The sequence below is a fragment of the Gandjariella thermophila genome (assembly GCF_005405885.1).
GTDB lineage: Bacteria > Actinomycetota > Actinomycetes > Mycobacteriales > Pseudonocardiaceae > Gandjariella > Gandjariella thermophila.
Map to the genome: position 1 here is coordinate 77000 of NZ_BJFL01000001.1, position 23759 is coordinate 100758.

Here is a 23759-nt window from a genome sequence, read left to right on the forward strand (position 1 = left end):
CGCTGAGCGGCGCCTCGCGTTCGGCTGCGCACCCACCCGGCCGATCGCCGAGGTCAACCGGCGCGCCCCGGCGTTCGCCGGCCGTTTGTCCCCTGGGGATCAGGGGAACGCGAGCGGGTGGAGGTGCGTGCCGATGGTGGAGTATCAGCGACTGCTCGCGACAGTGTCCCGGATGACCGGTCTGGGCACCGGGGAGGCGCGGGCCGCGGCCGAGGCGACCATCACCACGCTGGCCCACTCGCTGGACGACGACACACGGAAAGTCCTGCTGGACGCGGTGCCCACCGAGCTGCGGGACGACTTCCCGATCGAGGGCGTGCACCGCCCGGGCGAGCAGACCGACTTCGTCCGCCGGGTGGCCCTGCTGGAACGGCGCCCGCCGGAGCAGGCCCGCTACCGGGCGCAGGCCGTGCTCACCGCGCTGGTGGAGCAGGAGCCGGAGCTGCTGGACCGGCTGCACGTTCCGGACGACCTGCGTGACCTCGTGCGGGACGCCGGCGCCGGGGGCGGCATCACCGGCCCGACCGGGCACACCGCGCGGCTGACCGACGACGAGGTGCGGCGGGAGCTGTCCCGCCTGCCGGACTGGTCCGGCGACAGCGGCGGGCTGTCCCGGACGCTGGCCCTGCCGCCGGAGAACCTGGACCGGGTGCTGAACCGGCTGGACGCGTTGCGCCGCGCCCGGGGCCGCGGCCCGGAGGTCCGGCGGGACGGTGACACCGCGGTGCTCACCGTTCGTACCCGGGCTGTCGGCGGGGTCACCGGGCTCGACGTGGACCTGGCGCACCAGGTGGACGACGCGATTCAGGAAGCCGGCGCGGGCATGGCCTGAACCGCCGTCGTCGGTTCCGGCGTTGTTGTCCAACGTGGCAGCGTTGAACACCTCGCCGGAGCGCCCCGGCGGCGGGCCCGGTGCCCGAGGGTGCCGGACCTGCTCGCCGGCTGGATCACCTCGGGCGCGGGGCACGGTCGGGCGTGGCAGGCAGGAACGATGACGGTGGTGGTCCAGAAGATGGCTCCGCGGGCGCGGCAAACCGAAGCGTGGCAGTCCGACAACGAACCCGACCTGGTGCGGCACTACCTGGACGAGGTGGGCAGGACAGCACTGCTGTCGGCGGCGGAAGAGGTCGACCTGGCCAAGCGGATCGAGGCCGGGGTGTACGCCGACGAGTTGCTGCGCCAGGCCGAGGCCGGTGAGCGGCGCCTGTCCCCCCGGTACCGGCGGGACCTCGAGCAGGTGGCCCGGGAGGGCTTGCGGGCCAAGGACCACATGGTCCGGGCCAATCTGCGGCTGGTGGTCTCGGTGGCGAAGAAGTACTCGCACCGCGGATTACCGCTGCTCGACGTGATCCAGGAGGGCAACCTGGGTCTGATCCGCGCGGTGGAGAAGTTCGACTACGCCAAGGGCTACAAGTTCTCCACCTACGCCACGTGGTGGATTCGCCAGTCGATCGAGCGGGGCCTGGCCATGCAGGAGCGCACGATCCGGCTGCCGGTGCACGTGGTGGACGAGGTGATGAAGCTGCGCCGGGTCGAGCAGCAGATCCAGCGCCGGCTGGACCGCGAACCGACCGCCGAGGAAACCGCCGCCGAGTTGGGTGTTCCGGTCGATCGGGTGGTCGAGTTGCACCGGATCGCCCGGGAGGCGCTGAGCCTGGACACCGAGGTCGGCGAGGACGGCGAGACCCGGCTGGCCGACCTCATCGAGGACGTCGAGGCGCTGCAGGCGGCCGACGAGGTGGAGTTCCAGGCGCTCGGCGAGCAGGTTCGGGCGCTGGTCGACACGTTGCCGCCGCGGGAGGCGCTGGTGGTGAGCCTGCGCTACGGCCTGCACGGCGGCGAGCCGTGCACGCTGCAGGAGGTCGCCAGGCGCATTGGCCTGACCCGGGAAGGGGTACGCCAACTGGAAAGGCGTGCGATGGCGCAGTTGCGCGATCCCGGGCGCAGCCAGCGGTTGCTGGCCTGGGCGAGCTGAGCACGGCGGGCTCGGTCTCGGCTACTCCCGAAACGTCCGCCCGGCTGGCGTGCGTGGCCATCGCGACGACCGGCGAAAGCGGGGGGATCCGTGCACCGGTGGAACCGGAGCACCGCGACGAGGTGGCTCAGGCGTGGCGGACCGTGCGGGAACACGTGGCCGGGCCGATGCAGCGGCGCGTGACCGGGGTTCAGCCCACCACCGGCAGGGTGAGCACCTGCCCGGTGTCCCCGGTGGCCACGGTGACCGGGGTGGCGGCGAGACCGGCCCGGTAGTTGAGGTCGCCGCTGGCCAGCACCACCCGGACGGCGTGCCCGGCGGCGAACTCGTGGGCGATCGCGGGCAGCGTGATCCGCACCCGCCGGGTCGGGTCGGCGATCCGCACCGGCGCCACCAGGTTGTGCACCAGGGCCGCCGTGCCGTCCGGGGCCACGTCGTAGACCTTGGTGAACAGCACGAGTTCGCCGCCGGGGCCGAGCTGTGCGGCCGGCGCCGCGGTGGGCGCCTGCACCAGCACGTTCAGCGCCGGTTGGCCGACCACGTCCATCGGCTGCGCCAGCGGCGCGCTGGTCCACTGCGCGTAGCTGCCGGGCAGGTTGACATCCGGCGGCACGTTCGGGGAGAACGCGTCGATCCCCGAGGAACTGGTGGGGAACCCGGCCGGTGGCGTGACGAAACGCTGTGCCCCGGGCCGGACCCGGGCCGGGTCGGTGACCAGTTGGCCGTCCGCGGATAGGTAGAAGCCGCGTGCCGCGCCGACCGGGTAGCCGGCCGCGGTGCCGTAGGCGGGAGTGGCGATGCCGGTGTAGGGCACCCAGTCGCGGAAGTAGGCGAACGTCGGGGAGGTGTCCGCCGGGCCGCCGGCCAGGTAGTGGCCGAACCACGCGGCGACCCGGGCGGTCTCGTACTGGGTGGCCGGGTCGGGGTGGTTGAGGTCCACCTCCCCCGGGGCGGGGGTGGCGCCGGAATGGCCCCAGGACTGCCAGATCATCTTCACCGGGACGCCGCGCGCGGCGAGCGTCCGGTAGGTGGCCACCGCCTCGTTGAGGTTGAACAGGGTGTCGTTCTCACCCTGCACCAGCAGCACCGGGATGGGGATGCGGTCGGCGTAGGTGGCCACCGAGGCGTGTCGCAGCAGGGCGAGCGTGTCCGGGGTGGGGTAGCCGAGAGTGCCGGACCCGGCCAGCGAGGTGCACACCGCGTCGGTGAAGTTGGGGCAGCCGATCACGCGGGACGGGTCGTTGCTGAAGCCCTGGGCGCTGTCCAGCACCGCGCCCTCGAAGAAGAACAGCAGCGGCCAGGTCAGCTTGGTGACGCCGGGCGTGGCGCTGGTGACCCCGGCGGCCAGGTCGGTGTTGTTCGGGGTGAGCGAGTAGGACAGGTCGTTCCAGGTGATCAGGGGGACGAGGGTGTCGATGCGGGGGTCCACCGAGGCGGCGGCGAACTGCACCTCGCCGCCGTAGGAGCCGCCGATCATGCCCACGCGCGGGTCGTCGCGGTCGTGCCGGCCGGCGTGGTCCACCGGGTCGTGCCGCACGACGTCCAGGGCGGGCACCGGCTGGGTGTGCGCGGCGTCGGCGTAGCCGATGCCGGTGTCGCCGCCGAGGAAGCTGACCAGTTGGCTGGCGGCCCGGCCGTCCCAGTCCGGGTCGTCCAGGGTGATCTTGCAGCCGGAGCCGCCGAAGCCCAGCCCGGAGTAGGACAGCACCGCGTAGCCGTGGCCGGCGAGGTAATCGGCGATGCCGGCCTGGTCGTCCTTGGACCCGCCGAAACCGTTGGTGGTGAGGACGGCCGGCACGGGGTGCGCGGCGCTGGCGCCGCCGGGGGTGTAGAGGTCGCCGACGATGTCGCAGCGCTGCGCCCCGCCGGGCCCCACCGTCACGGCGAAGTGCAGGGTGCGGACCGTGTAGCCCGGGTCGGGGGTGATCGCCGTGGTCGCCGCCGCGGCCGTGCCGGGCGGGGTGGCCAGTAACGCGAGCGCCCCGAGCAGCGCGGTGCGGCGGGTCAGCGGTCGCATCCGGCCTCCCTGCGGTGAGGCGGTCCCGAAGCGGGCGTTCCGTTCAACGCGCCGGGCGCGGCGCGGTTACGCCGGTCCGCGACCGGGGGTGGCCCGAGGTGCGAGGATCGGGGCGAGACGCCCGATCGTGGCCGCCCCGCGGCGGGCGGCGAGGTCACGAGGAGGAACAGCGCGGTGTTGCTGCCCGAGCCGCAGGCGCAGTCGAGGCCGGCCATTCAGTTCGGGGACGTCCGGCTGTCCCGGGAGGCGTTGTGGGGCGCGGCCACCGCGGTCGCCGACGAGGTCGCCGGCGCCGGCATGGTGGCCCTGCACGCCACGGCGAGCCCGGCCACCGTGGTCGGCATGGTCGGCTGCCTGATCGCCGGGGTGCCGGTGGTGCCCGTCCCGGCGGACGCCGGCTCCCACGAGCGACACCACGTCCTCACCGACTCCGGGGCGCGGCTGTGGCTGGGCGAGCCGGTCGACGCCGTCGACCTCCCGGTGGTGCCGATCGACCTGGGCGGGCGGTCGTCGGCGAGCCACCCCGAGCCGGACCCGGACAGCACGGCGCTGGTGATGTACACCTCCGGCACCACCGGCGCGCCCAAGGGCGCGGTGCACTCCCGCCGGGCACTGGCCGCCGGGCTGGACGGCCTCGCCGACGCGTGGCGGTGGACGCCGGAGGACGTGCTGGTGCACGGGCTGCCGCTGTTCCACGTGCACGGGCTGATCCTCGGCGTGCTCGGCGCGTTGCGGGTGGGCAGCCCGCTGATCCACACCGTGCGGCCCAGGCCGGAGAACTACGCCGCCGCGGCCGCCGCCGGCGGCACGTTGTTCTTCGGTGTACCCACCATCTGGTCGCGGATCGGCCAGGACGCGGCCAGCGCCGAGGCGCTGCGGGGCGCGCGGCTGCTGGTTTCCGGCAGCGCGCCGTTGCCGGTGCCGGACGCCGAGCGACTGCGGGCATTGACCGGTCAGGCGCCGGTGGAGCGGTACGGCATGACCGAGACGCTGATCACCGTGGCGATGCGCGCCGAGGGGGAGCGCCGGGTGGGCTGGGTCGGCACCCCGATCGCCGGGGTGGAGACCTGCCTGCGCGGCGAGCGGGGCGAGCCGGTGCCCGCCGACGGACAGAGCGTCGGCGAGCTGCACGTGCGCGGCGCCACCCTCTTCCAGGGCTACCTCGGCCGGCCGGAGGCGACCGCGGAGTGCTTCACCGGCGACGGGTGGTTCCGCACCGGCGACGCCGCCGTGGTCGACGCGGACGGCTGGCACCGGATCGTGGGCCGCCAGTCGGTGGACATCATCAAGACCGGCGGGTACAAGGTCGGCGCCGGGGAGGTGGAGGCGGCGCTGCTGAGCTATCCCGGTGTGGCCGAGGCCGCCGTGGTCGGCGCGCCGGACGCCGACCTCGGCCAGCGCATCGTCGCCTACCTGGTCGGCGACCCCGGCCTGGACCCGGCCGCGGTGATCGACTTTGTCGCCAGCCAACTGTCGGCGCACAAGCGGCCCCGCGAGGTGCGCATCGTGGAGTCCCTGCCGCGCAACGCCATGGGCAAGGTGCAGAAGAAGGCGCTCGCCTCCGGCACGGCCTGACCGCAGGCGGGTTCACGCAGGTCAGCGGCCTGATCAGCGGTCCTGCGCATGCTGGCGCTCGGCGCTGGTCGCCGCGATGATGTGCGTGGCGCCACCGAGCGGAGGTTGGGCATGACCATGACGGACCCGGACGCGGGCACGCTGCTCGCGGGCCGCTACCGCCTGCGCGACCGGATCGGCGAGGGCGGTATGGGTGAGGTGTGGCGGGCCACCGACGAGGTCCTCGGCCGCGACGTGGCGGTGAAGATGCTCGCCCACGGGCTGCTGGCCAAGGAGGACATGCGGCAGCGGTTCCGCCGGGAGGCGCAGGCGCTGGCCCGGCTGGCCCACCCGCGGATCGCGCGGGTGCAGGACTTCGCGGAGAGCGACGACTCGGTCTTCATCGTGATGGAGCTGCTGGTCGGGCAGACCCTCAGCCGCCGGTTACAGCGGGAGAGCCGGATCCCGCCCGCCGAGGCGGCCGAGATCATCGCCTGCGCCGCGGACGGCCTGCACGCGGCGCACAAGGCCGGCATCGTGCACCGGGACGTCAAGCCGGCCAACATCATGCTCACCGGCACCGGGCCGAAGGTGTTCGACTTCGGTATCGCCGCCACCGCCTGGGAGGCCCGGCTGACCACCACCGGCGTGCTGGTCGGCACGCTGGCCTACCTCAGCCCGGAGCGGGCCGCCGGCGGGCCCGGCACCCCGGCCAGCGACGTGTACGCCCTGGGCGTGGTGCTCTACGAGATGCTCGCCGGGCGGCCGCCGTACCGGGCCAGCAACCCGCTCGCGCTGCTGCACGCCTACGCCACCGGGAAGCCGGACCCGCTGCCTGCCGGGGTGCCCGCCGGCCTGGCCGACGCCTGCCTGCACGCGCTGGCGAAGAACCCGGAGCACCGGCCGCGGTCCGCGGCCGCGTTCGCCGCCGAGGTCCGCCGGGCCATGGCGGGGCAGCCCGATCCGAGCAGCCCGCCCACCGTGGACCGCCTGGAGGAGCCCACCCTGTGGCAGCCGGTGCCGAGCCGGATCCGGCCGCCGGTGCGTCACCAGCGGTGGCTGCTCGCCACGGCCGGGGCGGTGGCGGTGCTGGCCGCGGGCGCCGCGGTGCTGCTCGCCGGCTCGCCCGGGTCCGCGCCCGTGGTGGCCGCGCCGCCGCCCACCATCGCCACCCGCACCCAGGTGCCGACCAGTTCGGCGGCGCCGCAGCCACGGCCCCCGGCCACCGTGCCGAGCAACGCGGCCGCCGCGCTGGCCACGCTGCGCCGGGCCCTGGAGGAGGGTGCGGCGACCGGCCAGATCCGTTCGGACGTGAGCGTGGACCTCGGCAACGGGGTGGACGACCTGCAGGGCAAGCTGGCGGACGGGCGGCGCACCGATGCGACAAACCGGATCAACGACCTGATCCGGCGCATCCACGTGCGGCTCCGCGAGTCCGGCGCCATCACCGCCCAGCGCGCCACCATCCTGCAGACCGATCTGCTCGTGCTCGCCTCGATGCTGGGCTGATCGTGACGGTGGCCAAGCCAGTCGGTGATGCTCAGGGATCAGCGGCTTCCGCCGCTTCGGCGGGCTGGGCGGACTCGGTCGGTGGGAACTCGGCGCGCACGCCGAGCAGGCGCACCGGGCGGTTGATCTCGAAGCGGTCCAGCGCGGCGAGCGCCGCCCGCTCGATCACGCCCGCGTCGCTGCTCGGCCCGTCCAGGGTGACGCCGTGCGTCTCGGTGACGAACGGCGCGAACCGCACCTTCACCGCCACCCGCACCGCCGGGCGGCCCTCCGCGACCACATCCTCGGTGACCCGCCGGGCCAGCGCCACGACCTGGGCGTCGATCTCCGCCCGGTCGGTCAGGTTCCGCTGGAAGGTGACCTCCCGGCTGCGGGAGCGCGGCACGTACGGGGTGCTCACCACCTCGGTGTCGCCGGCACCGAGGGCGAGCAGCCGGTAGTACGGCCCCATCGCCGGGCCGAACCGCTCGGCCAGCGCGGCCGGGTCGGCCCTGGCCAGGTCGGCGACCGTGGTGATGCCGAGATCGGCCAGCTTCGCCGCGGTGCGGCGGCCGATGCCCCACAGCGCGTCGGTGGGCTTGTCCGCCATCACCGCCACCCAGTTGTCCCGGGTGAGCCGGTAGATCCCGGCCGGTTTGGCGAAGCCGGTGGCCAGCTTGGCGCGCAGCTTGTTGTCGCCGATGCCCACCGAGCAGGACAGCCCGGTCTCCGCGGTCACCGCGCGCCGCACGTCGGCGGCCAGCCCCTCGGGGTCGCCGGTGGTGGCGCCGAGGAACGCCTCGTCCCAGCCGAGCACCTCGACGATCACCGGCAAGGTGCGCAGAGTGGCCATCACGCGGGCGGAGACGGCCTCGTAGGCGGGCGGGTCGGAGGGCAGGAACACCGCGTCCGGGCAACGTTTGGCCGCGGTGCGCAGCGGCATACCGGACTGGATGCCGAACTCCCGGGCCCGGTAGTTGGCGGTGGCCACGACGCCGCGCTGGGTCGGATCGCCGGCGCCGCCGACCACCACCGGCCGGCCCCGCAACTCCGGCCGGCGGGCCATCTCGACCGCGGCGATGAACTCGTCCAGGTCGACGTGCAGTACCCAGGCCGTACCGGACACACGTTCAGTATGTGGCAGCCCGCGCGGCGGCGACCGAGCCGGAACGGTAGACACCTCGAGCGTGACGTGGTCCCCGCCATCCTCCGGCGCGGACCACGTCACGCTCCGAGAGTCAGTCCCACAGGTCCGTGTGCGACACGTCGATCGCGGGTCGGCCGGCGAGGTAGACCACGTTCAACTGGGTGTAGTGGGTCAACCCTGGGTGACCGGGCCACGGCCGTGGGGTGTCCAGCGTCACCCGCACCGGGTAGGAGTGGTAGTGCCCCGCCGCGCAGTAGGGGTCGCAGTCGTTGACCACCTGCTGTCCGGTACCCACGGCGGCGCGCGGACCCCACTGGGTCCAGCGCATGCCGTCCAGCCGCAGGGTGCCGTCCGCGCAGGCCAGCAGGAAGTTGGCCGGCCGGACCTCGGCCCGGTGCTCACAGTTGACCAGGACCGTTCCCGCCGCTGCCGGAGCAGTCGACGTGGCCGGACTCGCCGCCGAGGCGGAGGGGACGGCCGCCCCCAGCGCCGCCGCGGCCAGCAGGACGATCCCTCGCAGTGCTCGACGGACTCGCATGTGCTGTCCTTCCCACGTCGTGCCGAAACCGATCTGGCGTGTGTCCGTCCGCGTCGCGGTGTCGATCTTCTCACGCCATCCGACGCTTCGGCCGTCCGTGCCCTGACGGGTGGACCGCCGGGACTCGTCGCCCCGTGCGGTCCGCTGCGGGGCGCGATGGCCGCCCGAGCCCTACTTACCCGCCGTCGACGCGGGATAACCCGACCTCCCCGCCGGCGCCGCCCATGGTGTCCATCGTGGCGGACACCGCCGACGTTTCCACGTCAGCGCTCCCCAACGGGTGATGATCCGGTCATCGCGACACCGTGCCGGTGGGCCAGCACCCCGCCGGCGTACCCGGCGGCGGCGAGCACCACCAGGTTCGCGGCGGCGAACACGACCAGTGCCACGGGCACCGGGCGGCCGGCCGGCGCGGACACCTGCAGGACGTAGGCGACGGCGTAGAGCACCACGGCGCCGATCGCCAGGCCCATATGGGCGAGGGTGAGCCGATGGGCCGGCGTGCCCGAGCCGATCGGCATCGCGTCGACGAACCCGGGTAGCGCCGCCACCACGGCGCTGGCCAAGCCGATGCCCAGCAGCCAGATGGCGCCCCGGGTGAAGGTGGCGGGCACGGCGGCGTACCGGGAGGCGATGTCGAACACCAGCGTCGCCGCCCAGCAGCCGATCGGCACGGTCACCAGCAGCGGGTGCAGCGGCGGGCGGCGGCGCCGCGGCACCGCGTTCGCGCCACCCGCGGCCCGCCCGCCGGAGGGGTCGGTAGCCATGCCTCTATCACAGCACCGCACATGTGACACCGCCGAGGCGGCATTCCGGCCGCCGCTGACCGCGGCCGGTGTCGCTCCGCGGCGGGACACGGCGCGACACCCGATGCGCAGCCGGCCGAGTGGAATACTGTGCGCCGCATACGAGTTCCGCGTCGCCGCCTGGCGTGGACGCGCTGACGGTGGGGGTCGGTTGACCGGGTATCACACGCTGGCCGAGACGGAGCAGGCCGTCCGCGACAAGCTCGGCGACATCCCGCTGCAGTGGCAGCGGATGGATGCCATCTCCAACCTGCACCGCGCCGCGATGGCGGTCCGGCAGCACTTCGAGAACTCGGTGCTGCGCGCCGCCGACCTCACCTGGACCGCGTTCGTGGTGCTGTGGGTGGTGTGGATCTGGGGGCGGAAGGAGACCCACCATGTCGCGGCGGAGGCCGGCATCACCAAGGGCACGCTGACCGGGGTGGTGAAGACCCTCGAATCGCGTGGCCTGCTCACCCGCAGCCGGCATCCCGAGGACGGGCGGCTGGTGCTGCTGGCTCTCACCGAGCAGGGCGAGACGCTGATGCACACCCTGTTCCCCGCCTTCAACGCGGAGGAGGCGTTCGTCACCGACCAGCTCAGCGTGGCGGAGTGCACCCGGCTCGCCGACTCGCTGCGCACGATCATCACCCACCTCGAGGAGCAGGGCGAGCGGCGCCGCGCCGAACTGCACGCCGGCGGCTTCCCACCGCGCCGCAGCGGCCGGCGGCGCCGGGGCTGAGCCGCCCGTGCTTGACCAACGCCGCCGGTCCACGCTAATTTATTTGGAGTCAAACTAATTGCCGGCTGTGCCGACGAACCGTATCGTCGAAGCACCGGTGCCGGTGCGCACCGTCCACCTCGGACGAGGTGCGGTCCACCCGCCTCGGCGGCGACGGGGCGCTCCGGGGGCGGCCACGCGCCAGGGCGGCACCGACCTCCCGCTGTCCCGGGCGCGTCGACGGGAGCGACCATGGACCTGCGACGCTGGCTGGATGCCGCGGTGACCGCCAACGAGGCCTGGTCGGCCGGGTTCGACCCGGTCCGGCCGCACCCGTCGCTGCAGATCGACGACACCCGGTTCACGGCGGCGTTCGAGGAGTTCACCGCGCGGCTCGCGGACAACTACCCCTTCTTCCACCCGCGCTACGCCGGCCAGATGCTCAAGCCGCCGCACCCGGCCGCGACGGTCGGCTACCTGGCCGCGATGCTGGTCAACCCGAACAACCACGCGCTGGACGGCGGCCCGGCCACCGCCGCCATGGAACGCGAGGCGGTGGCGCAACTCGCCGCCATGTTCGGCATGGAAACCCACCTCGGCCACCTCACCACCAGCGGCACCATCGCCAACCTGGAGGCACTGTTCGTGGCCAGGGAGTCGCACCCGGGGCGGGGCGTCGCCTACGGCGCCGAGGCGCATTACACGCACGAGCGGATGTGCCGGGTGCTGGGTATGGACGGGCACGAGGTACCGGTGGACGACCGCGGCCGGATGGATCTGGACGCGCTGGAGGACCTGCTGCGCACCGGCCAGGTGGGCACCGTGGTGCTCACCGCCGGCACCACCGGGCTCGGCGCGGTCGAGCCGATCGACCAGGCACTGGCGCTGCGCGAGCGGTACGGGGTGCGCCTGCACGTGGACGCCGCCTACGGCGGGTTCTTCACCCTGCTGGCGGGCGCCGACGGCCCGGAGGGGCTGCCCGCGGCGCCGTGGCGGGCGATCGCGGCCTGTGACTCCGTCGTGGTCGACCCGCACAAGCACGGGTTGCAGCCCTACGGCTGCGGCGCCGTGCTGTTCGCCGACCCGGCCGTCGGCCGCTTCTACCTGCACGACTCCCCGTATACCTACTTCACCTCCGGCGAGATGCACCTCGGTGAGATCAGCCTGGAATGCTCGAGGGCCGGTGCGGCCGCCGCCGCGCTGTGGTTGACCTTCCGGCTGCTGCCGCCCACCCGGGACGGGCTCGGCCGGGTGCTCGCCGCCACCCGCCGGGCCGCGCTGCACTGGGCGGAGCTGATCGACCGGTCCGACGAGCTGCGCCTCTACCAGCCCCCGGAACTGGACATCGTCAGCTACTTCCCGACCACCGCGGAAGAGACGATGTCCGGCATCGACACCGCCAGCGCCCGTATGCTGGCCGAGGGCATGACCGCCGAGAAGGACCCGGTGTTCCTCAGCACCCTCCGCGTCGACGCCGCCAGCCTGGCCCGCCGCCACCCGGACATCACCCCCGACATCGGCGCCGCCCGCATCCTGCGCAGCGTGCTGATGAAGCCGGAGTGCGAGGACTACGTCGACCACCTGCACGAGCGCCTGGTCGAGCTGGCCCGAGGCTGACCGGTACGGCACGGCCGCTCCCTGCCGGCTCCGCCGACCGCCGGACGCTGACGGCGCGCTATCCGGCCGCCTGTTGGACAGCCTCCTCGCGGGGGAGCAGGCTGACGTTCGGCAGCAAGCCGTCACCGTCAGGAGGGACACGCATGCAGGTTCGCCACATCGGCGACGCACCGGTGAGCGCGATCGGCCTCGGCGCCATGCCGATGTCGCTCGAGGGTCGGCCCGACCAGCAGCGGTCACTGGCCACCATCCACGCCGCGCTGGACGCCGGCGTGACGCTGATCGACACCGCCGACGCCTACCACCGTGACCCGGGGGAGGTCGGCCACAACGAGGCGCTGATCGCCCGCGCCCTGGCCAGCTACGGCGGCGACACCTCCAACGTGCTGGTCGCCACCAAGGGCGGGCATCTGCGCCACGGGGACGGTTCGTGGACGCTGGACGGCTCACCGGAGCACCTCAGGCGGGCGTGCGAGGGCTCGCTGAAGCGGCTCGGCGTGGACGCCATCGGGCTGTACCAGTTCCACCGGCCGGACCCGCGGGTGCCCTACGCGGAGTCGGTCGGCGCGCTGCGCGATCTGCTGGACGAGGGCAAGATCCGGTTCGCGGGCATCTCCAACGCCAACCCGGACCAGATCCGCCAGGCCAACGAGATTCTCGGTGGCCGGCTGGCCAGCGTGCAGAACCAGTTCTCGCCCGCGTTCCGGTCCAGCGAGCCGGAGCTGCGGCTGTGCGCGGAGCTGGGCATCGCCTTCCTCCCGTGGAGCCCGCTGGGCGGTATCAGCCGAGCCGCCGAGATGGGCTCCCGGTTCGCGGTGTTCGCCGAGGTCGCCCGCGCGCACGGGATCAGCCCCCAGCGGGTGTGCCTGGCCTGGATGCTGGCCAAGGCGCCGGTGGTCATCCCGATTCCGGGTGCCTCGCGGCCGCAGACGATCCGCGACTCGGCCGCCGCTGTGGAGCTGGAGCTGTCCGCCGAGGAGGTGGCTCGCCTCGATGCGGCGTAGTGGCCGGTGGTTCCCGCGCCGCACGCCGGGTGGACCAGCAGGTCGCCGGCTCGGGGGCCGATTGGCCCAACGGGTGGACGTCGCGTGGGACCTTGACGCGCCGGGGAATGCCTTCCGTGGATACCGGTGCACGGATTAATCTAAGTCGCCATGACGACGGGGTACGACCCGAGGACGGACGATAATCGCGCGGCGACGGCCAGTGATCGCGACTTATGGCTGCGCCTGCGGGCCGTGCTCGTCGACAGCCCCGCGATGACCGTGGCGCCCGAGTCCGGCGGGGCGGAGGCCCCGCGGGAGACCGACCGGGTGTGCGTGCCGCGCACGGTGCGGCAGATCGATCGGTTGGCCGACAAGGTGAGCCTCGCGCTGCTTCCGCCCTGGGAACCGGTGTATCCGGGTACCGCACCGGCGGTGGCGCGCTGGCTGGTCGGCGTGTGCCGGTCCTTCGTGCAGAACTGGTCCTGCCATCCCGCACCGACCGGCGCCCGGCTGCGCGAGTTCCACCGCGACGTGGCCTGCCTCGTGTCCATCCTGGACGGTGTGGTGTCCACCGCGCCCCGTGCCGGCCCCGCGGCCGCCGGTACCGACCAGGCGGCGGAGCGGTAGCCCACCGCGGCAGCCACGCACAGATCGACGGCGGCCCTCACGGGCCGCCGTCGATCCGCGTTTCTTCGCTACGGGCTCGGGTTGTCGAGAATCACCAGCCACCCCAGCGGCCCCAGTGACCCCGGTGGTGGCGACGGTGCCCCCACCAGCCGTCCCACCAGCCGTCCCACCAGCCGTCCCAGCGGCCCGACCAGCCGCCCCAACCCCAGCCCCAGCCGTCGTCCTGCCGGGTCGGGCCGCTGAGCCGGAAGAAGTTCTTGATCATGATTCTTCCCCTCACGTATCTGCGTGTTGTCACTTATCGACAACGCAAATTCAAACTACCTAATGGCCAAGACCTGTCAAGGAACCGTCGAGCCGTCCTCCGAATTCCGCGGCGAGCCGGTTCGGAGACCGCTTGTCGGGTCGCTGACGAGCACACCTACTGACCGATTCAGCGCACCAAACTGGTATTTCCCGCAGCGACGACAAGAACGCGGAACACGAGCGTGATCGACATGTTCGCGATCGCGGCCGAGACGATCCCTAGAGCACTCCAGCGGTGCGCCGTCGAACCCGGTGAAAAGCAAGGACTTCAGTCCCGACCTGGGCCTTTCCTTCGACCCGAGCCGTGCGGGTAGAACAGCCGAACCCGGCTGGGACGTCGGCACTCAGGCCACCGTCCGGTGGTATGAAGGGCGCCGCAGGACGTTTCGGGGCGTGAGCTTCGGGTCGTCGTCGATTTCGGGCGAGGTGGGCCGGGGCATGCGAATCACCTGTGTTGGGGGCGGACCCGCCGGACTGTACTTCGCCATCTCGATGAAGTTGCGCGACGCGGGCCATGACATCACCGTGATCGAGCGCGATCCACCCGGAGCCACCTACGGCTGGGGCGTCGTCTACTGGGACAACCTGCTGGACATGCTCTACCGCAACGACGCGGAGACCGCGCGAAAGGTGCGCGCCGCCTCCGTGGTGTGGCACGAACAGGAGATCAGTCTCCGCGGCGAGCAGTCCGCCTTTTTCGGCGGCTACGGCTTCAGCGTCACCCGTGCCGCCCTGCTGGACATCCTCACCGAGCGGGCCAGGGAACTCGGGGTGGACGTGCGGCACCGCCGCGAGTTCGCCGGGGAGGCCGACCTCACCGCCGACCTGGTGGTCGCCGCCGACGGAGCGAACAGCCAGGTCCGGCAGACCCATGCCGATCACTTCGGCACCCGCGTGGACTTCGGCCGCAACCCCTACATCTGGCTGGGCACGGACCGGGTGTTCGACCGGTTCACCTTCGCCTTCGAGGAAACCCCCGCCGGCTGGATCTGGTTCCACGCCTACCCGTCCAGCGCCGGCACCAGCACCTGCATCGTCGAGTGCACCGAGGCGACCTGGCGAGGACTCGGGTTCGACACGCTGAGCAACGTCGACGGCCTCCGGCTGCTGGAGAACATCTTCGCCCGGCCACTCGCCGGCCACTCGCTGATCAGCCAGTCCCGGGGCAGGCCGGCGCAGTGGCTGCGGTTCGCCGAGGTGCGCAACCAGAAATGGTGCCACGGCAACGTGGTGCTGGTCGGCGACGCCGCGCACACCACCCACTTCACCCTTGGCTCGGGCACCAGGCTGGCAATGATCGACTCCACCATGCTGGCGCAGAGCCTCTTCGATCACGCCGACCTGGCCGAGGCGCTCGGCGACTACGACCGCCGCGGCCGCGGTGACCTGCGCCGGATCCAGGCCGCGTCCCGGACCAGCATGGCGTGGTTCGAGCGTGCCGACCACTACCTGGACCGGGACGCCGTCGCGTTCGCCTTCGCCATGTCCAGCCGGTGCGGGCAGCACGCGCCGTGGAGCTACCAGGTGTACCGGGCCACCCAGGTGCCGGCGGTGCGACGCCTGCAGCGCGGGCTCGCCACCGGGCGGCGGTGGTTCCTCGCCCGCCGCCGCGGCGAACCGGTAATCCCTCGGCTCTGATCGTTCGCTACTCGAACCGCGACACGTCGCCCGCGCCCGTACGCACGATCTCCGGCTCGCCGCCGGAGAAGTCGACCACCGTGGTGGGCTCGGTGCCGCAGTCGCCGGAGTCGATCACGGCGTCGACCACGTGATCGAGCCGCTCCTTGATCTCCCAGCCCTGCGTCAGCGGCTCCTCCTGGTCGGGTAGCAGCAGCGTGCTGGACAGCAGCGGATCGCCGAGTTCGGCCAGCAGAGCCTGCGTGACCACGTGGTCGGGGATGCGCACGCCGACGGTCTTCTTCTTCGGATGCAGCAGCCGGCGGGGCACCTCCTTGGTGGCCGGCAGGATGAACGTGTAGCGGCCGGGCGTGGCCGCCTTGATCGCCCGGAACACCCTGTTGTCGATGTGGACGAACTGTCCTAACTGGGCGAAGTCTCGGCACACCAGGGTGAAGTGGTGCCGGTCGTCGAGGTGGCGAATCGACCGGATCCGGGCGACCCCGTCCGCGTTACCCGGCTGGCAGCCCAGCGCGAAGCACGAGTCGGTGGGGTAGGCGATCAGGCCGCCGGCCCGCACGATGTCGACGATCTGGCCGATGGCGCGCCGCTGCGGGTTGTCCGGATGCACGTCGAAGTACCTCGCCATGCACCGAGCCTACGGTGGCGCCGCCACCGCACGCCGTGCGGCGCCCGGCCACCGGCTGGCCGTGTCCCGGACCGGGCGTCCGGTTGGGACGGGGCACGCGGCCGTGCGTCCCAACCGAACCTCGGTACGGCTCGGCTCGGCGGCCCGCCACACCGCCAACGTGCGGCCGGAGAGGGGAAGGGCGGCCGCTCAGCGGTGCCGCAGCGTGCGGGCGAGCAGCCGGCCGACGACCACGTAGATGATCGCGGCAAGGCCGTAGTTGAGCACCACGCCGAGTTTCCCGTCGGACGGGGTGAAGACGTCCCCGAAGCCCAGCACGAAGACCTTCGCCGTGCCGTAGACGAAGGAGACGAACCCGCTGCTCTGGTTCGCGCCGAACAGCGTGAACACGATGTGCAGCACGAAGACCAGCGCGATGAGCGCGGTGACGATGTGGATGGTGTTCGCGATGGCGTTCGCCCTGTCCGCCCTGCGGTCACGCTCGCGCTGGTAGGCCAGCGGGGACTCCTCGGGCGGCCGGTACGGGGCACGCTGCTCGTCCCGCGGGCTCGCTCCGTACTCGTACGGGTCGGCCGCCGGCTCCCGGTAGGGCGGCTGCTGGCGCTCGTGCCGGAACGGGTCGTCCGGATACGCGTCCGGGGCGGGCGCCGGCTCGTACTGCCGGGTGGGCTGGTGCCGCGACGGCTGCGGCTGGTCGGCCGGGGACGGGGGAGTCGCGGGGCTCTGCGGGTTGGGCGCGGGTGGTGGGCCCGGCTGCTGGTACGGGCCGGGGGCGTGCGGGCCCGGTGGGTAGCCGAATGGCGGCTGGTTCGGGGCCTGGTTCGGTGGCCGGGCCGGCGGGTGGGGCGGCGCCGGCGGCGGCCCGGCCGGCGGTGGCCCCGCCGGTGACTGCGGGTGGCCGGCAGGCGGCCGGGCACCCGGCAGACCGCCGGGGGGCGGGGGACCGCCGGGTGCGGGACCTTGCTGGGGGCGGTAACTCATGCCCCGGCATTCTGACGATCCGCTTCACGGAACGACAGCCCCCCTCGCCGCCACCCACCCATGACCGGCACCACAACCACCGTCGGTAGCGCGGACACCCGCCCACCGTGCTCCACAGTGGACTGATCAGCGGCGTCAACCGCCGGGGCGCACCGGGTAACGCCGGCGGCGGATACTCAACCGGCCGGCCCGCACGCCAGACTCCCTGCCGGACGAGAGTGGGGAGAACCATGAGCGCGCTGCCCTCCGGTGCCGCCGGCGCACCGGCCCGGCCAACGCCGGCCACCGACATCCGGCACGACTACTCGACCAGCGCGAGCGGGGCGGTCCCGCTCGGCGAGCGGCGGTCCCGCTATCACTTCCTCGCGCTGTGGGTGACCTTCGCCGCCGGGTTCACCTACCTGTTCCTCGGCTTCCAGTACCACGACGCCGGCTACTCGCTGGCCAGAGCGGTCGCCGCCGGCGCGTTGGGCGGTGTCGCCTACCTCGGCTACGCGTTACCCGCGGCCTACCTGGGGTCGGCGACCGGCCAGACACACGCCCTGCTCACCCGGTCGATCCTCGGCCGAGTCGGCTCGGCCGTGGTGTCGCTGCTGCTGATCGGCGTGGCCGCGGGGTGGACGGCGTTCGCGTTCAACCTGCTCGCCACCCTCTACGACGGGTTGTTCGGCTGGGGCCACGTGGTCCTGGTCAGCGTGCTGCTGGCCGTGGTCGGCATCACGAACAACCTGTTCGGCTTCACCGGGATCAGCGCGTTCGCCCGCTACCTGGTCGCCCCGCTGATCATCGCGTGGGTGCTGTACCTGGTGGTCAAGGGGCTGGTGGGCGTGCCGGCGGCGACGCTCGCCGCCGGCACGGCGCCCTCGGCCACACTGCCGTTCACCGCCGGCATCGGCGTGGCGATCGGCTCGGTGATGTGGGGCAACGAGCCGGACACCTGGCGCTACGGCCGACCACGGTTCCTCTGGCCGGCACCGGCCCTGGTGGTCGCCGTGGCGGTGGGCCTGGTGCTGTTCGTCGCCGGCGGCTGGATGATGGCCGAACTGTCCCGGTCCGGGGCGGGCGAGTTCGGCCCGGCGTTCCGCTACACGGTCGGCTACTCGCTGTTCGGCTCGCTGTGGCTGGGCGCGGCCGTCGCCACCCTGCTGCAGATCGCCGTCAACGACGGCAACTACTACGAGATGGTCAACGCCGGGCAGAACCTCGCCGGCCACGCACCCGGCTGGCGCCGCTGGTACACCTGCCTGGTGATGGCCGCCGTCGCCGCGGTGTTCGCCTGGCGGTTCCCCGCCGTGCAGGACGGGTTCTTCGCCGTGGCCGGGTGGTCGGCGATCGCGCTGCCGTGCACCACGGTCGTGATGTGCGTCGACCAGTTCGTGCTGCCCCGGCTGCTGCGGCTCACCCGGCCGGTGGCCCGCATTCCGTCCTGGCGGAGCGCCGGCCTCGGCAACGTGCCGGGCATCGTCGCCGTGCTGGCCGGTGTGCTGTTCGGGGCGTGGGGCCTGGGGCTGGTTCCCGGGCAGGCGGGCGCACCGTCGTGGGGCGTGATCCCGGTCGAGGCGTGGCTGCTCACCGGAGTGATCTACGCTGGCCTGGCCGCCGTCGTGGCCCGGGCGCCGGGCAGCACCGGCCTGCTCGGCTTCGGCGCGCACCTGCGCGGTGCGGGCGATCCCGAAGAGGTTCCGAGTGATCGCGTCCGGGCCGGGCGGAGACACCATGGCGTGCGCCGAGGGCGCCATGCGCGCACTCGGGGAGAGAAGGAGAGGCGATGACCATCCCGGCACGTGACCTGCTGGAGACGGCGCGGCGGGAACTGGCACCCGGCCCGGACGACAACCGGCTGGTCCCGCTGGTCGCGGCGGGCAAGGCGGGCCGCGAGGTGCTCGGGGCACTCGCCGGCGAGCAGTACCGGATCATCAACAGCGACTGGCGCAGCTTCCTCACCCTCGCCGCCCGGGGCGGTGACGGCCCGACCCGCGAGTTCTTCGCCGGGCTCGCCCACGGCGAGGGTCTGGTGCTGCCGAAGCTGGTGACCTTCGCCGCCGCCTGCGGCATGGACGAGGCCGCGCTGCGCGAGTACCGACCGCGGGCCGGCTGCCAGGCGTACCCGGCCTACGTGGCCTGGCTCGCGCTCAACGCCGATCCCCGGGACGCGGTGCTCGCGCTGGTGGCGAACTTCGCGGCGTGGGGCGAGTACTGCGGTGCGGTGGCCCGCGGTCTGCGCGAGCACTACGGCTTCGACGACAACGGGTGCGCCTTCTTCGACTTCTTCGCCTCGCCCGCGCCCGAAGTGGAGCAGCAGGCGCTGGCGGCGGTGCAGACCGCGCTGGACGCCGGCTGGGACAGTGCGACGGCGCTCGGCTACGGGCGGCTGGTCCAGGACTACGAGTTGATGTTCTGGAACACGCTGGCCGGGTAGCGGGCCCGGCTGCCACCCCGGTCGGGTCGTGGCGTGGCTCAGCGACCCTCGCCGGAGTGCGGCAGCGGAACCACCGAACCGAGGTCGACCGCGGCCCCGTCCACCCAGCCCTCGCGGGTCGGGCCGGCGGCGCGGTGCGGCCGGTCGATGCGACCCCCGTCGACCATGCCGAGGAAGGCGTCCACCACGCACGGGTCGAACTGGCCGGCTCGGGCGGCGATCAACTGGCCGCGTGCCTCGGCGACGCTCATGGCCGGCTGGTACGCGCGGTCGGCGAGCATCGCGGCCCACGAGTCGCACACCGCGAGGATCCGCGCCTCGAGCCGAATGTCGGTGCCGCGCAGCCCGCGCGGGTAGCCGGAGCCGTCGAAGCGTTCGTGGTGCTGCCGGATGATCTCCGCCACCGCCGCCATGCCGGGCACCGCGGCCACCAGCCGGTGCCCGTGGTCGGGATGCTGCCGCAGCAGCCGCCACTCCTCCTCGTCCGGCCGGCCCGGCTTGGCCAGCACCGCCTCGGGGACGAGGATCTTGCCGATGTCGTGCAACCGACCGGCCAGCCCGACCGAGCGGGCGACGTGCGCGTCCACGCCGATCTCGGCGGCCACCAGCATCGCCCACCGGCCGACCGCGCGGCTGTGCTCGTGCGGGGACATCCTGGCGTCCACGATGTCCGCCAGGTGGCACAGATAGTCGACCGCGGCCGGGATCTGCTCGCCGACCCCGTCGAGGGCCAGGCCAGGCCCCTCGCCGACCACCACGCTGTCCCGGCCCCTGGCCTTGGCGGCGTACAGCGCCCGGTCGGCCGCGGCGATCAGCTCGTTCGGATCCTCGGCGTGCACCGGGAAGCTCGCGGTGCCGACCGACACCGTGACGGCCACCCGGGTGCCGGCGCACACCGTGATCGGCCCCCTGGCCACCCGCTGCCGCAGCCGTTCCGCGATGCCGGGCAACTCGCCCGGGCCGGCGTCGCGGACCAGCAGCGCAAACTCCTCGCCGCCGTAGCGGGCCAGCAGGTCACCGGCGCGCGCGGCAGCCCTGAGCCGGCTGGCGATCTCGATCAGTGCCTGGTCGCCCGCCGGATGGCCGTGCCGGTCGTTGATCGACTTGAAGTGGTCGACGTCGATGATGAATACCGCCATCGGCCGGCCGTTGCGCCGCGCCCTGGCCACCTCCACGGGTAACTGGGCCTGGAAGAACCTGCGGGTGCGCAGCCCGGTCAGCGCGTCGGTGATGGCCACCTGCCGCTGGTCCGCCACCAGGACGGCCAGCCGGGTGATGGTCAGCACGAACAGCACCGCGCAGGCGACCGCGATGGCCGGTACGTCCGCCGCCGCTCCGCGCAGGTGCTGGACGATCAGCGTGGCCGGCGCGATCAGCGCGGCCGCGGTGAGCGCGGCGATCCGGGCCGGGCCGAGGCTGGCGTCGCGGGGTGGGCAGCGGTCGCCGAGTTGCGCCACGGTCGGGTGCAGCGCGGCCGCGCCGAGCGCCATGTTGCCGCCGAGCCAGATCGCGTCGAGGAAGTTGCCGGCCTGGTAGCTGCCGACAAGCTGCTGCCAGACGTAGACGGTGTCCGCGGTGAGGATGGCCAGCAGGTTGGTGCTCAGCAGGAAGAAGGCGGCGGGCCGGCGGCCGCCGCCGAGGATCAGCCGCAACGCCACCGCCAGCATGGCCAGGTCCATCACCGGATAGGTCAGCGACGTCAGCTTGACCAGCAGCGGCGAGTCGGCGCGGGCCTGCGGACCGATCAGGTACAGCCAGGACAGCATCGCGCCGACCACACCGAGCACCGCCGCGTCCAGCAGGCTGGGCAGGTCCCGGCCGGGCGTGCGGCGCCGGATCAGCAGCGTCAGCGCCGCCACCACCAGCGGGTAGTGCGCGATGTAGAGCGGATCGGCGAAGGACGGGTACGCGGTGCTGCCGAGCAGGTAGTGGGAGACGTAGAAGGTGGTGTCCGCGGCCGCGTACACCACCTGGCTGGCCGCCAGCAGCAGCCACGGTAACCGCGGCTCCGGGCGGTTCTTGATCATCCCGTACAGCACCGCGGCCGCCGCGGAGGCGCTGGCCGCGCAGTACACCACCACCCGGACCACCCGCCCGGAGCCCGATGGCGGCACCTGGTAGTAGCCCACCACCAGCGCCGTACCGACCATCAGGTAGCAGGAAACGCAGCCGAGCCAGTCCCGCCTGGAGGTGGCGCGGGTGCCGGTCGCGGCCATGGCGTCCTCTCCGCAGTCGGCGCGCTGGCACCGGAAGCCAGCCGTTCGGTGGCCATGTTGCGCCGACGAGACTAACGGATGATCACCAGGTGGCAACCCGTCACGGAGCCATGGTTCCCGCGGACGCCGGTGACTTCCCCCGGTCGGCCCAGCTAGACGTCGTAGTACAGGGCGAACTCGTAGGGGTGGGGGCGCAGCCGCATCGGAGCGATCTCCTCGGTGCGCTTCAGCTCGATCCACGTCTCGATCAGGTCCTCGGTGAACACGCCGCCTTCCAGCAGGTAGTCGTGGTCCTCCTCAAGCCGGTCGATCACCGCGTCGAGGTTGCCGGGGACCTGGGGGACGCGGTCCGCCTCCTCCGGCGGCAGTTCGTAGAGGTCCTTGTCGATCGGCGGCGACGGCTCCATCTTGTTCCGGATGCCGTCCAGGCCAGCCATCATCATCGCGGCGAAGGACAGGTACGGGTTGCCGGAGGAGTCCGGGCAGCGGAACTCGATCCGCTTGGCCCGCGGATTGCTCCCGGTGACCGGGATGCGCACGCACGCGGAGCGGTTGCGCTGCGAGTAGACCAGGTTCACCGGTGCCTCGAAGCCGGGCACCATCCGGCGGTAGGAGTTCACCGTCGGGTTGGTGAACGCCAGCAGGCTCGGCGCGTGGTGCAGCAGGCCCCCGATGTAGTAGCGGGCCAGATCGGACAGCCCGGCGTAGCCGGCGTCGTCGTAGAACAGCGGCTGGCCGTTCTTCCACAGCGACTGGTGGCAGTGCATGCCGTTGCCGTTGTCGCCGAACAGCGGCTTGGGCATGAAGGTCACCGTCTTGCCTGCCGCCCAGGCGGTGTTCTTCACCAGGTACTTGTAGAGCTGGTGGTCGTCGGCGGCGTGCAGCAGGCTGTTGTACCGGTAGTTGATCTCCGCCTGGCCCGCCGTGCCGACCTCGTGGTGCAGCTTCTCCACCTGGAACCCGGCGTTGATCATGTTGGTGACCATGGCCGCGCGCAGGTCCGAGTAGTGGTCGGTGGGTTCCACCGGGAAGTAGCCGCGCTTGTAGGGCACCTTGTAGCCGAGGTTTCCGCCGTTCTCCGGCTCGCCGGTGTTCCACCAGCCCTCGATCGAGTCGATGGCGTGGAACGAGTGGTTCTCGGCGGTGTCGAAGGTGATCGAGTCGAAGATGTAGAACTCCGCCTCCGGGCCGAAGAACGCCTCGTCGGCGATGCCGGACGCGGTCAGGTACTCCTCCGCCTTCAGGGCGACGTTGCGCGGGTCCCGGCTGTACGGCTCGACGGTGACCGCATCGTGCACGAAGAAGTTCATGTTCAACGTCCGCGCCGCGCGGAAGGGGTCGAGGTACGCCGTCGGCGGATCAGGCAGCAGAAGCATGTCCGACTCGTGGATGGACTGGAATCCGCGCACCGAGGAACCGTCGAACGCCAGCCCGCCGTCGATCTGGGCTCGGCCGAAGGACGTCGCGGGGACGGTGAAGTGCTGCATGATTCCCGGTACGTCGCAGAACCGGACGTCGATGAACTCCACGCCCTCGTCGGCGATGAAGCTCAGCAGGTCGTCGGTGCTGGTGAACATCCCTGTCGACTCCTTCGGTCGGACGTGGCGGGATGGTTGGTCCCCCGTGCTGATGCCGGGTGCGGTGCCGTGTTCGGTGGAAAGGGTCGGCACCGCCCCGATCGGATGGGAAACGATTTTGGGCGGATGATTCTTTTCCAGGCGAGGCCGCAGCGGGTTTCGTCGCCGACATCCGAACCATACGCCGGGCCGGGTCACCGCGCCGGGCCACGGCCGGTCATGCGCACGCCGCGGGCCCGATTCCTCGAAGGGACAACCATCCGGCGGGCGGGTGACCGGGAAAACCACCCCAACGAGTGACTCCAGGCATGCGCTACCGCCCCGGACGACGGCACGTCACGTCCAGCCGCCCAGGCAACCACGGGCGAGGCATCCGAGCTCGCCTGGATGCCGAGGTGATGCTGGTGCAGACCACTGCGGACGCGTGCAAGCACCGGCCGCCGCCGGCCAGCTACGGACCGTGGAGGCGAGCCGGACGCCGGCCTGTGGCTCACCACCGGCAGCGGCGACAAGCACAGCACCCCGCAACAACAGCGACG

At 72.6% G+C, this 23759-nt stretch carries 20 protein-coding genes; 11 read left to right on the forward strand and 9 right to left on the reverse strand.

The window, feature by feature from the left end:
* Nucleotides 1-133: 133 nt before the first annotated feature.
* Nucleotides 134-832: a DUF2267 domain-containing protein gene (locus FFT21_RS00390; protein WP_137811676.1), complete on the forward strand. Its 699-nt coding sequence runs from the start codon at nt 134-136 to the stop codon at nt 830-832.
* A 159-nt stretch (nt 833-991) separates the two neighbouring features.
* On the forward strand, nt 992-1975 hold the full coding sequence (locus FFT21_RS00395) for a sigma-70 family RNA polymerase sigma factor (RefSeq protein WP_137811952.1): 984 nt from the start codon (nt 992-994) through the stop codon (nt 1973-1975).
* Nucleotides 1976-2165: 190 nt separating this feature from the next.
* Here the strand turns inward: FFT21_RS00395 and FFT21_RS00400 are convergent, their stop codons facing one another.
* On the reverse strand, nt 2166-3992 hold the full coding sequence (locus tag FFT21_RS00400) for a CocE/NonD family hydrolase (RefSeq protein WP_137811677.1): 1827 nt from the start codon (nt 3990-3992) through the stop codon (nt 2166-2168).
* Nucleotides 3993-4172: 180 nt separating this feature from the next.
* On the opposite strand from FFT21_RS00400, the gene FFT21_RS00405 reads away from it, so the two are divergent.
* Both FFT21_RS00405 and FFT21_RS00410 read left to right on the forward strand, forming a co-directional pair.
* Nucleotides 4173-5567 carry an acyl-CoA synthetase gene (locus tag FFT21_RS00405; RefSeq protein ID WP_371856691.1) on the forward strand — a complete coding sequence of 465 codons (1395 nt, stop codon included), beginning with the start codon at nt 4173-4175 and terminating at the stop codon, nt 5565-5567.
* Between the two features lie 111 nt (nt 5568-5678).
* Nucleotides 5679-7055, forward strand: a complete 1377-nt coding sequence (locus FFT21_RS00410) for a serine/threonine-protein kinase (protein WP_192909316.1) — start codon at nt 5679-5681, stop codon at nt 7053-7055.
* Between the two features lie 31 nt (nt 7056-7086).
* Here the strand turns inward: FFT21_RS00410 and FFT21_RS00415 are convergent, their stop codons facing one another.
* The 3 genes from FFT21_RS00415 to FFT21_RS00425 all read right to left on the reverse strand — a co-directional run bounded on the left by FFT21_RS00415 (nt 7087) and on the right by FFT21_RS00425 (nt 9486).
* Nucleotides 7087-8160, reverse strand: coding sequence for a DNA polymerase IV (locus FFT21_RS00415; protein WP_137811679.1), 1074 nt, complete (start codon nt 8158-8160; stop codon nt 7087-7089).
* Nucleotides 8161-8272: 112 nt separating this feature from the next.
* Entirely contained in the window at nt 8273-8719 is a 447-nt protein-coding gene (locus FFT21_RS00420; RefSeq protein ID WP_137811680.1) for a hypothetical protein, read from the reverse strand.
* Between the two features lie 263 nt (nt 8720-8982).
* Nucleotides 8983-9486, reverse strand: a complete 504-nt coding sequence (locus FFT21_RS00425) for a DUF2231 domain-containing protein (protein WP_137811681.1) — start codon at nt 9484-9486, stop codon at nt 8983-8985.
* Nucleotides 9487-9676: 190 nt separating this feature from the next.
* On the opposite strand from FFT21_RS00425, the gene FFT21_RS00430 reads away from it, so the two are divergent.
* The 4 genes from FFT21_RS00430 to FFT21_RS00445 all read left to right on the forward strand — a co-directional run bounded on the left by FFT21_RS00430 (nt 9677) and on the right by FFT21_RS00445 (nt 13455).
* A complete protein-coding gene (locus FFT21_RS00430) occupies nt 9677-10246 on the forward strand; it encodes a MarR family winged helix-turn-helix transcriptional regulator (protein ID WP_192909317.1) in 570 nt (189 codons plus the stop codon).
* Nucleotides 10247-10477: 231 nt separating this feature from the next.
* The gene (locus FFT21_RS00435) at nt 10478-11842 is read left to right on the forward strand and encodes a pyridoxal phosphate-dependent decarboxylase family protein (protein WP_137811683.1); all 1365 of its coding nucleotides are present in this window, start codon (nt 10478-10480) and stop codon (nt 11840-11842) included.
* Nucleotides 11843-11985: 143 nt separating this feature from the next.
* Entirely contained in the window at nt 11986-12846 is an 861-nt protein-coding gene (locus FFT21_RS00440) for an aldo/keto reductase (protein WP_137811684.1), read from the forward strand.
* A 150-nt stretch (nt 12847-12996) separates the two neighbouring features.
* On the forward strand, nt 12997-13455 hold the full coding sequence (locus tag FFT21_RS00445) for a hypothetical protein (RefSeq protein WP_137811685.1): 459 nt from the start codon (nt 12997-12999) through the stop codon (nt 13453-13455).
* A gap of 91 nt (nt 13456-13546) precedes the next feature.
* Here FFT21_RS00445 and FFT21_RS28695 read toward each other — a convergent pair whose 3' ends face one another.
* On the reverse strand, nt 13547-13720 hold the full coding sequence (locus FFT21_RS28695) for a hypothetical protein (protein ID WP_153816522.1): 174 nt from the start codon (nt 13718-13720) through the stop codon (nt 13547-13549).
* Nucleotides 13721-14199: 479 nt separating this feature from the next.
* Here FFT21_RS28695 and FFT21_RS00450 point away from each other — a divergent pair, with 479 nt between their 5' ends.
* A complete protein-coding gene (locus FFT21_RS00450) occupies nt 14200-15399 on the forward strand; it encodes an FAD-dependent monooxygenase (RefSeq protein WP_137811686.1) in 1200 nt (399 codons plus the stop codon).
* A 7-nt stretch (nt 15400-15406) separates the two neighbouring features.
* Here the strand turns inward: FFT21_RS00450 and FFT21_RS00455 are convergent, their stop codons facing one another.
* Nucleotides 15407-16027, reverse strand: coding sequence for an L-threonylcarbamoyladenylate synthase (locus FFT21_RS00455; protein ID WP_137811687.1), 621 nt, complete (start codon nt 16025-16027; stop codon nt 15407-15409).
* A gap of 189 nt (nt 16028-16216) precedes the next feature.
* On the reverse strand, nt 16217-17008 hold the full coding sequence (locus tag FFT21_RS29445) for a hypothetical protein (protein WP_225978033.1): 792 nt from the start codon (nt 17006-17008) through the stop codon (nt 16217-16219).
* A gap of 230 nt (nt 17009-17238) precedes the next feature.
* Between FFT21_RS29445 and FFT21_RS00465 the strand changes: the two genes are divergently transcribed.
* Together FFT21_RS00465 and FFT21_RS00470 are read left to right on the forward strand one after the other, a co-directional pair.
* On the forward strand, nt 17239-18780 hold the full coding sequence (locus FFT21_RS00465) for a purine-cytosine permease family protein (RefSeq protein ID WP_137811688.1): 1542 nt from the start codon (nt 17239-17241) through the stop codon (nt 18778-18780).
* Nucleotides 18777-19427: a thiaminase II/PqqC family protein gene (locus FFT21_RS00470; protein WP_137811689.1), complete on the forward strand. Its 651-nt coding sequence runs from the start codon at nt 18777-18779 to the stop codon at nt 19425-19427. The genes FFT21_RS00465 and FFT21_RS00470 overlap by 4 nt, the downstream gene beginning before the upstream one ends.
* 38 nt (nt 19428-19465) lie before the next feature.
* Here FFT21_RS00470 and FFT21_RS00475 read toward each other — a convergent pair whose 3' ends face one another.
* Both FFT21_RS00475 and glnA read right to left on the reverse strand, forming a co-directional pair.
* Nucleotides 19466-21643, reverse strand: coding sequence for a bifunctional diguanylate cyclase/phosphohydrolase (locus FFT21_RS00475; RefSeq protein WP_137811690.1), 2178 nt, complete (start codon nt 21641-21643; stop codon nt 19466-19468).
* A gap of 152 nt (nt 21644-21795) precedes the next feature.
* Nucleotides 21796-23220, reverse strand: coding sequence for a type I glutamate--ammonia ligase (gene glnA / locus FFT21_RS00480; RefSeq protein ID WP_137811691.1), 1425 nt, complete (start codon nt 23218-23220; stop codon nt 21796-21798).
* Nucleotides 23221-23759: the final 539 nt, after the last annotated feature.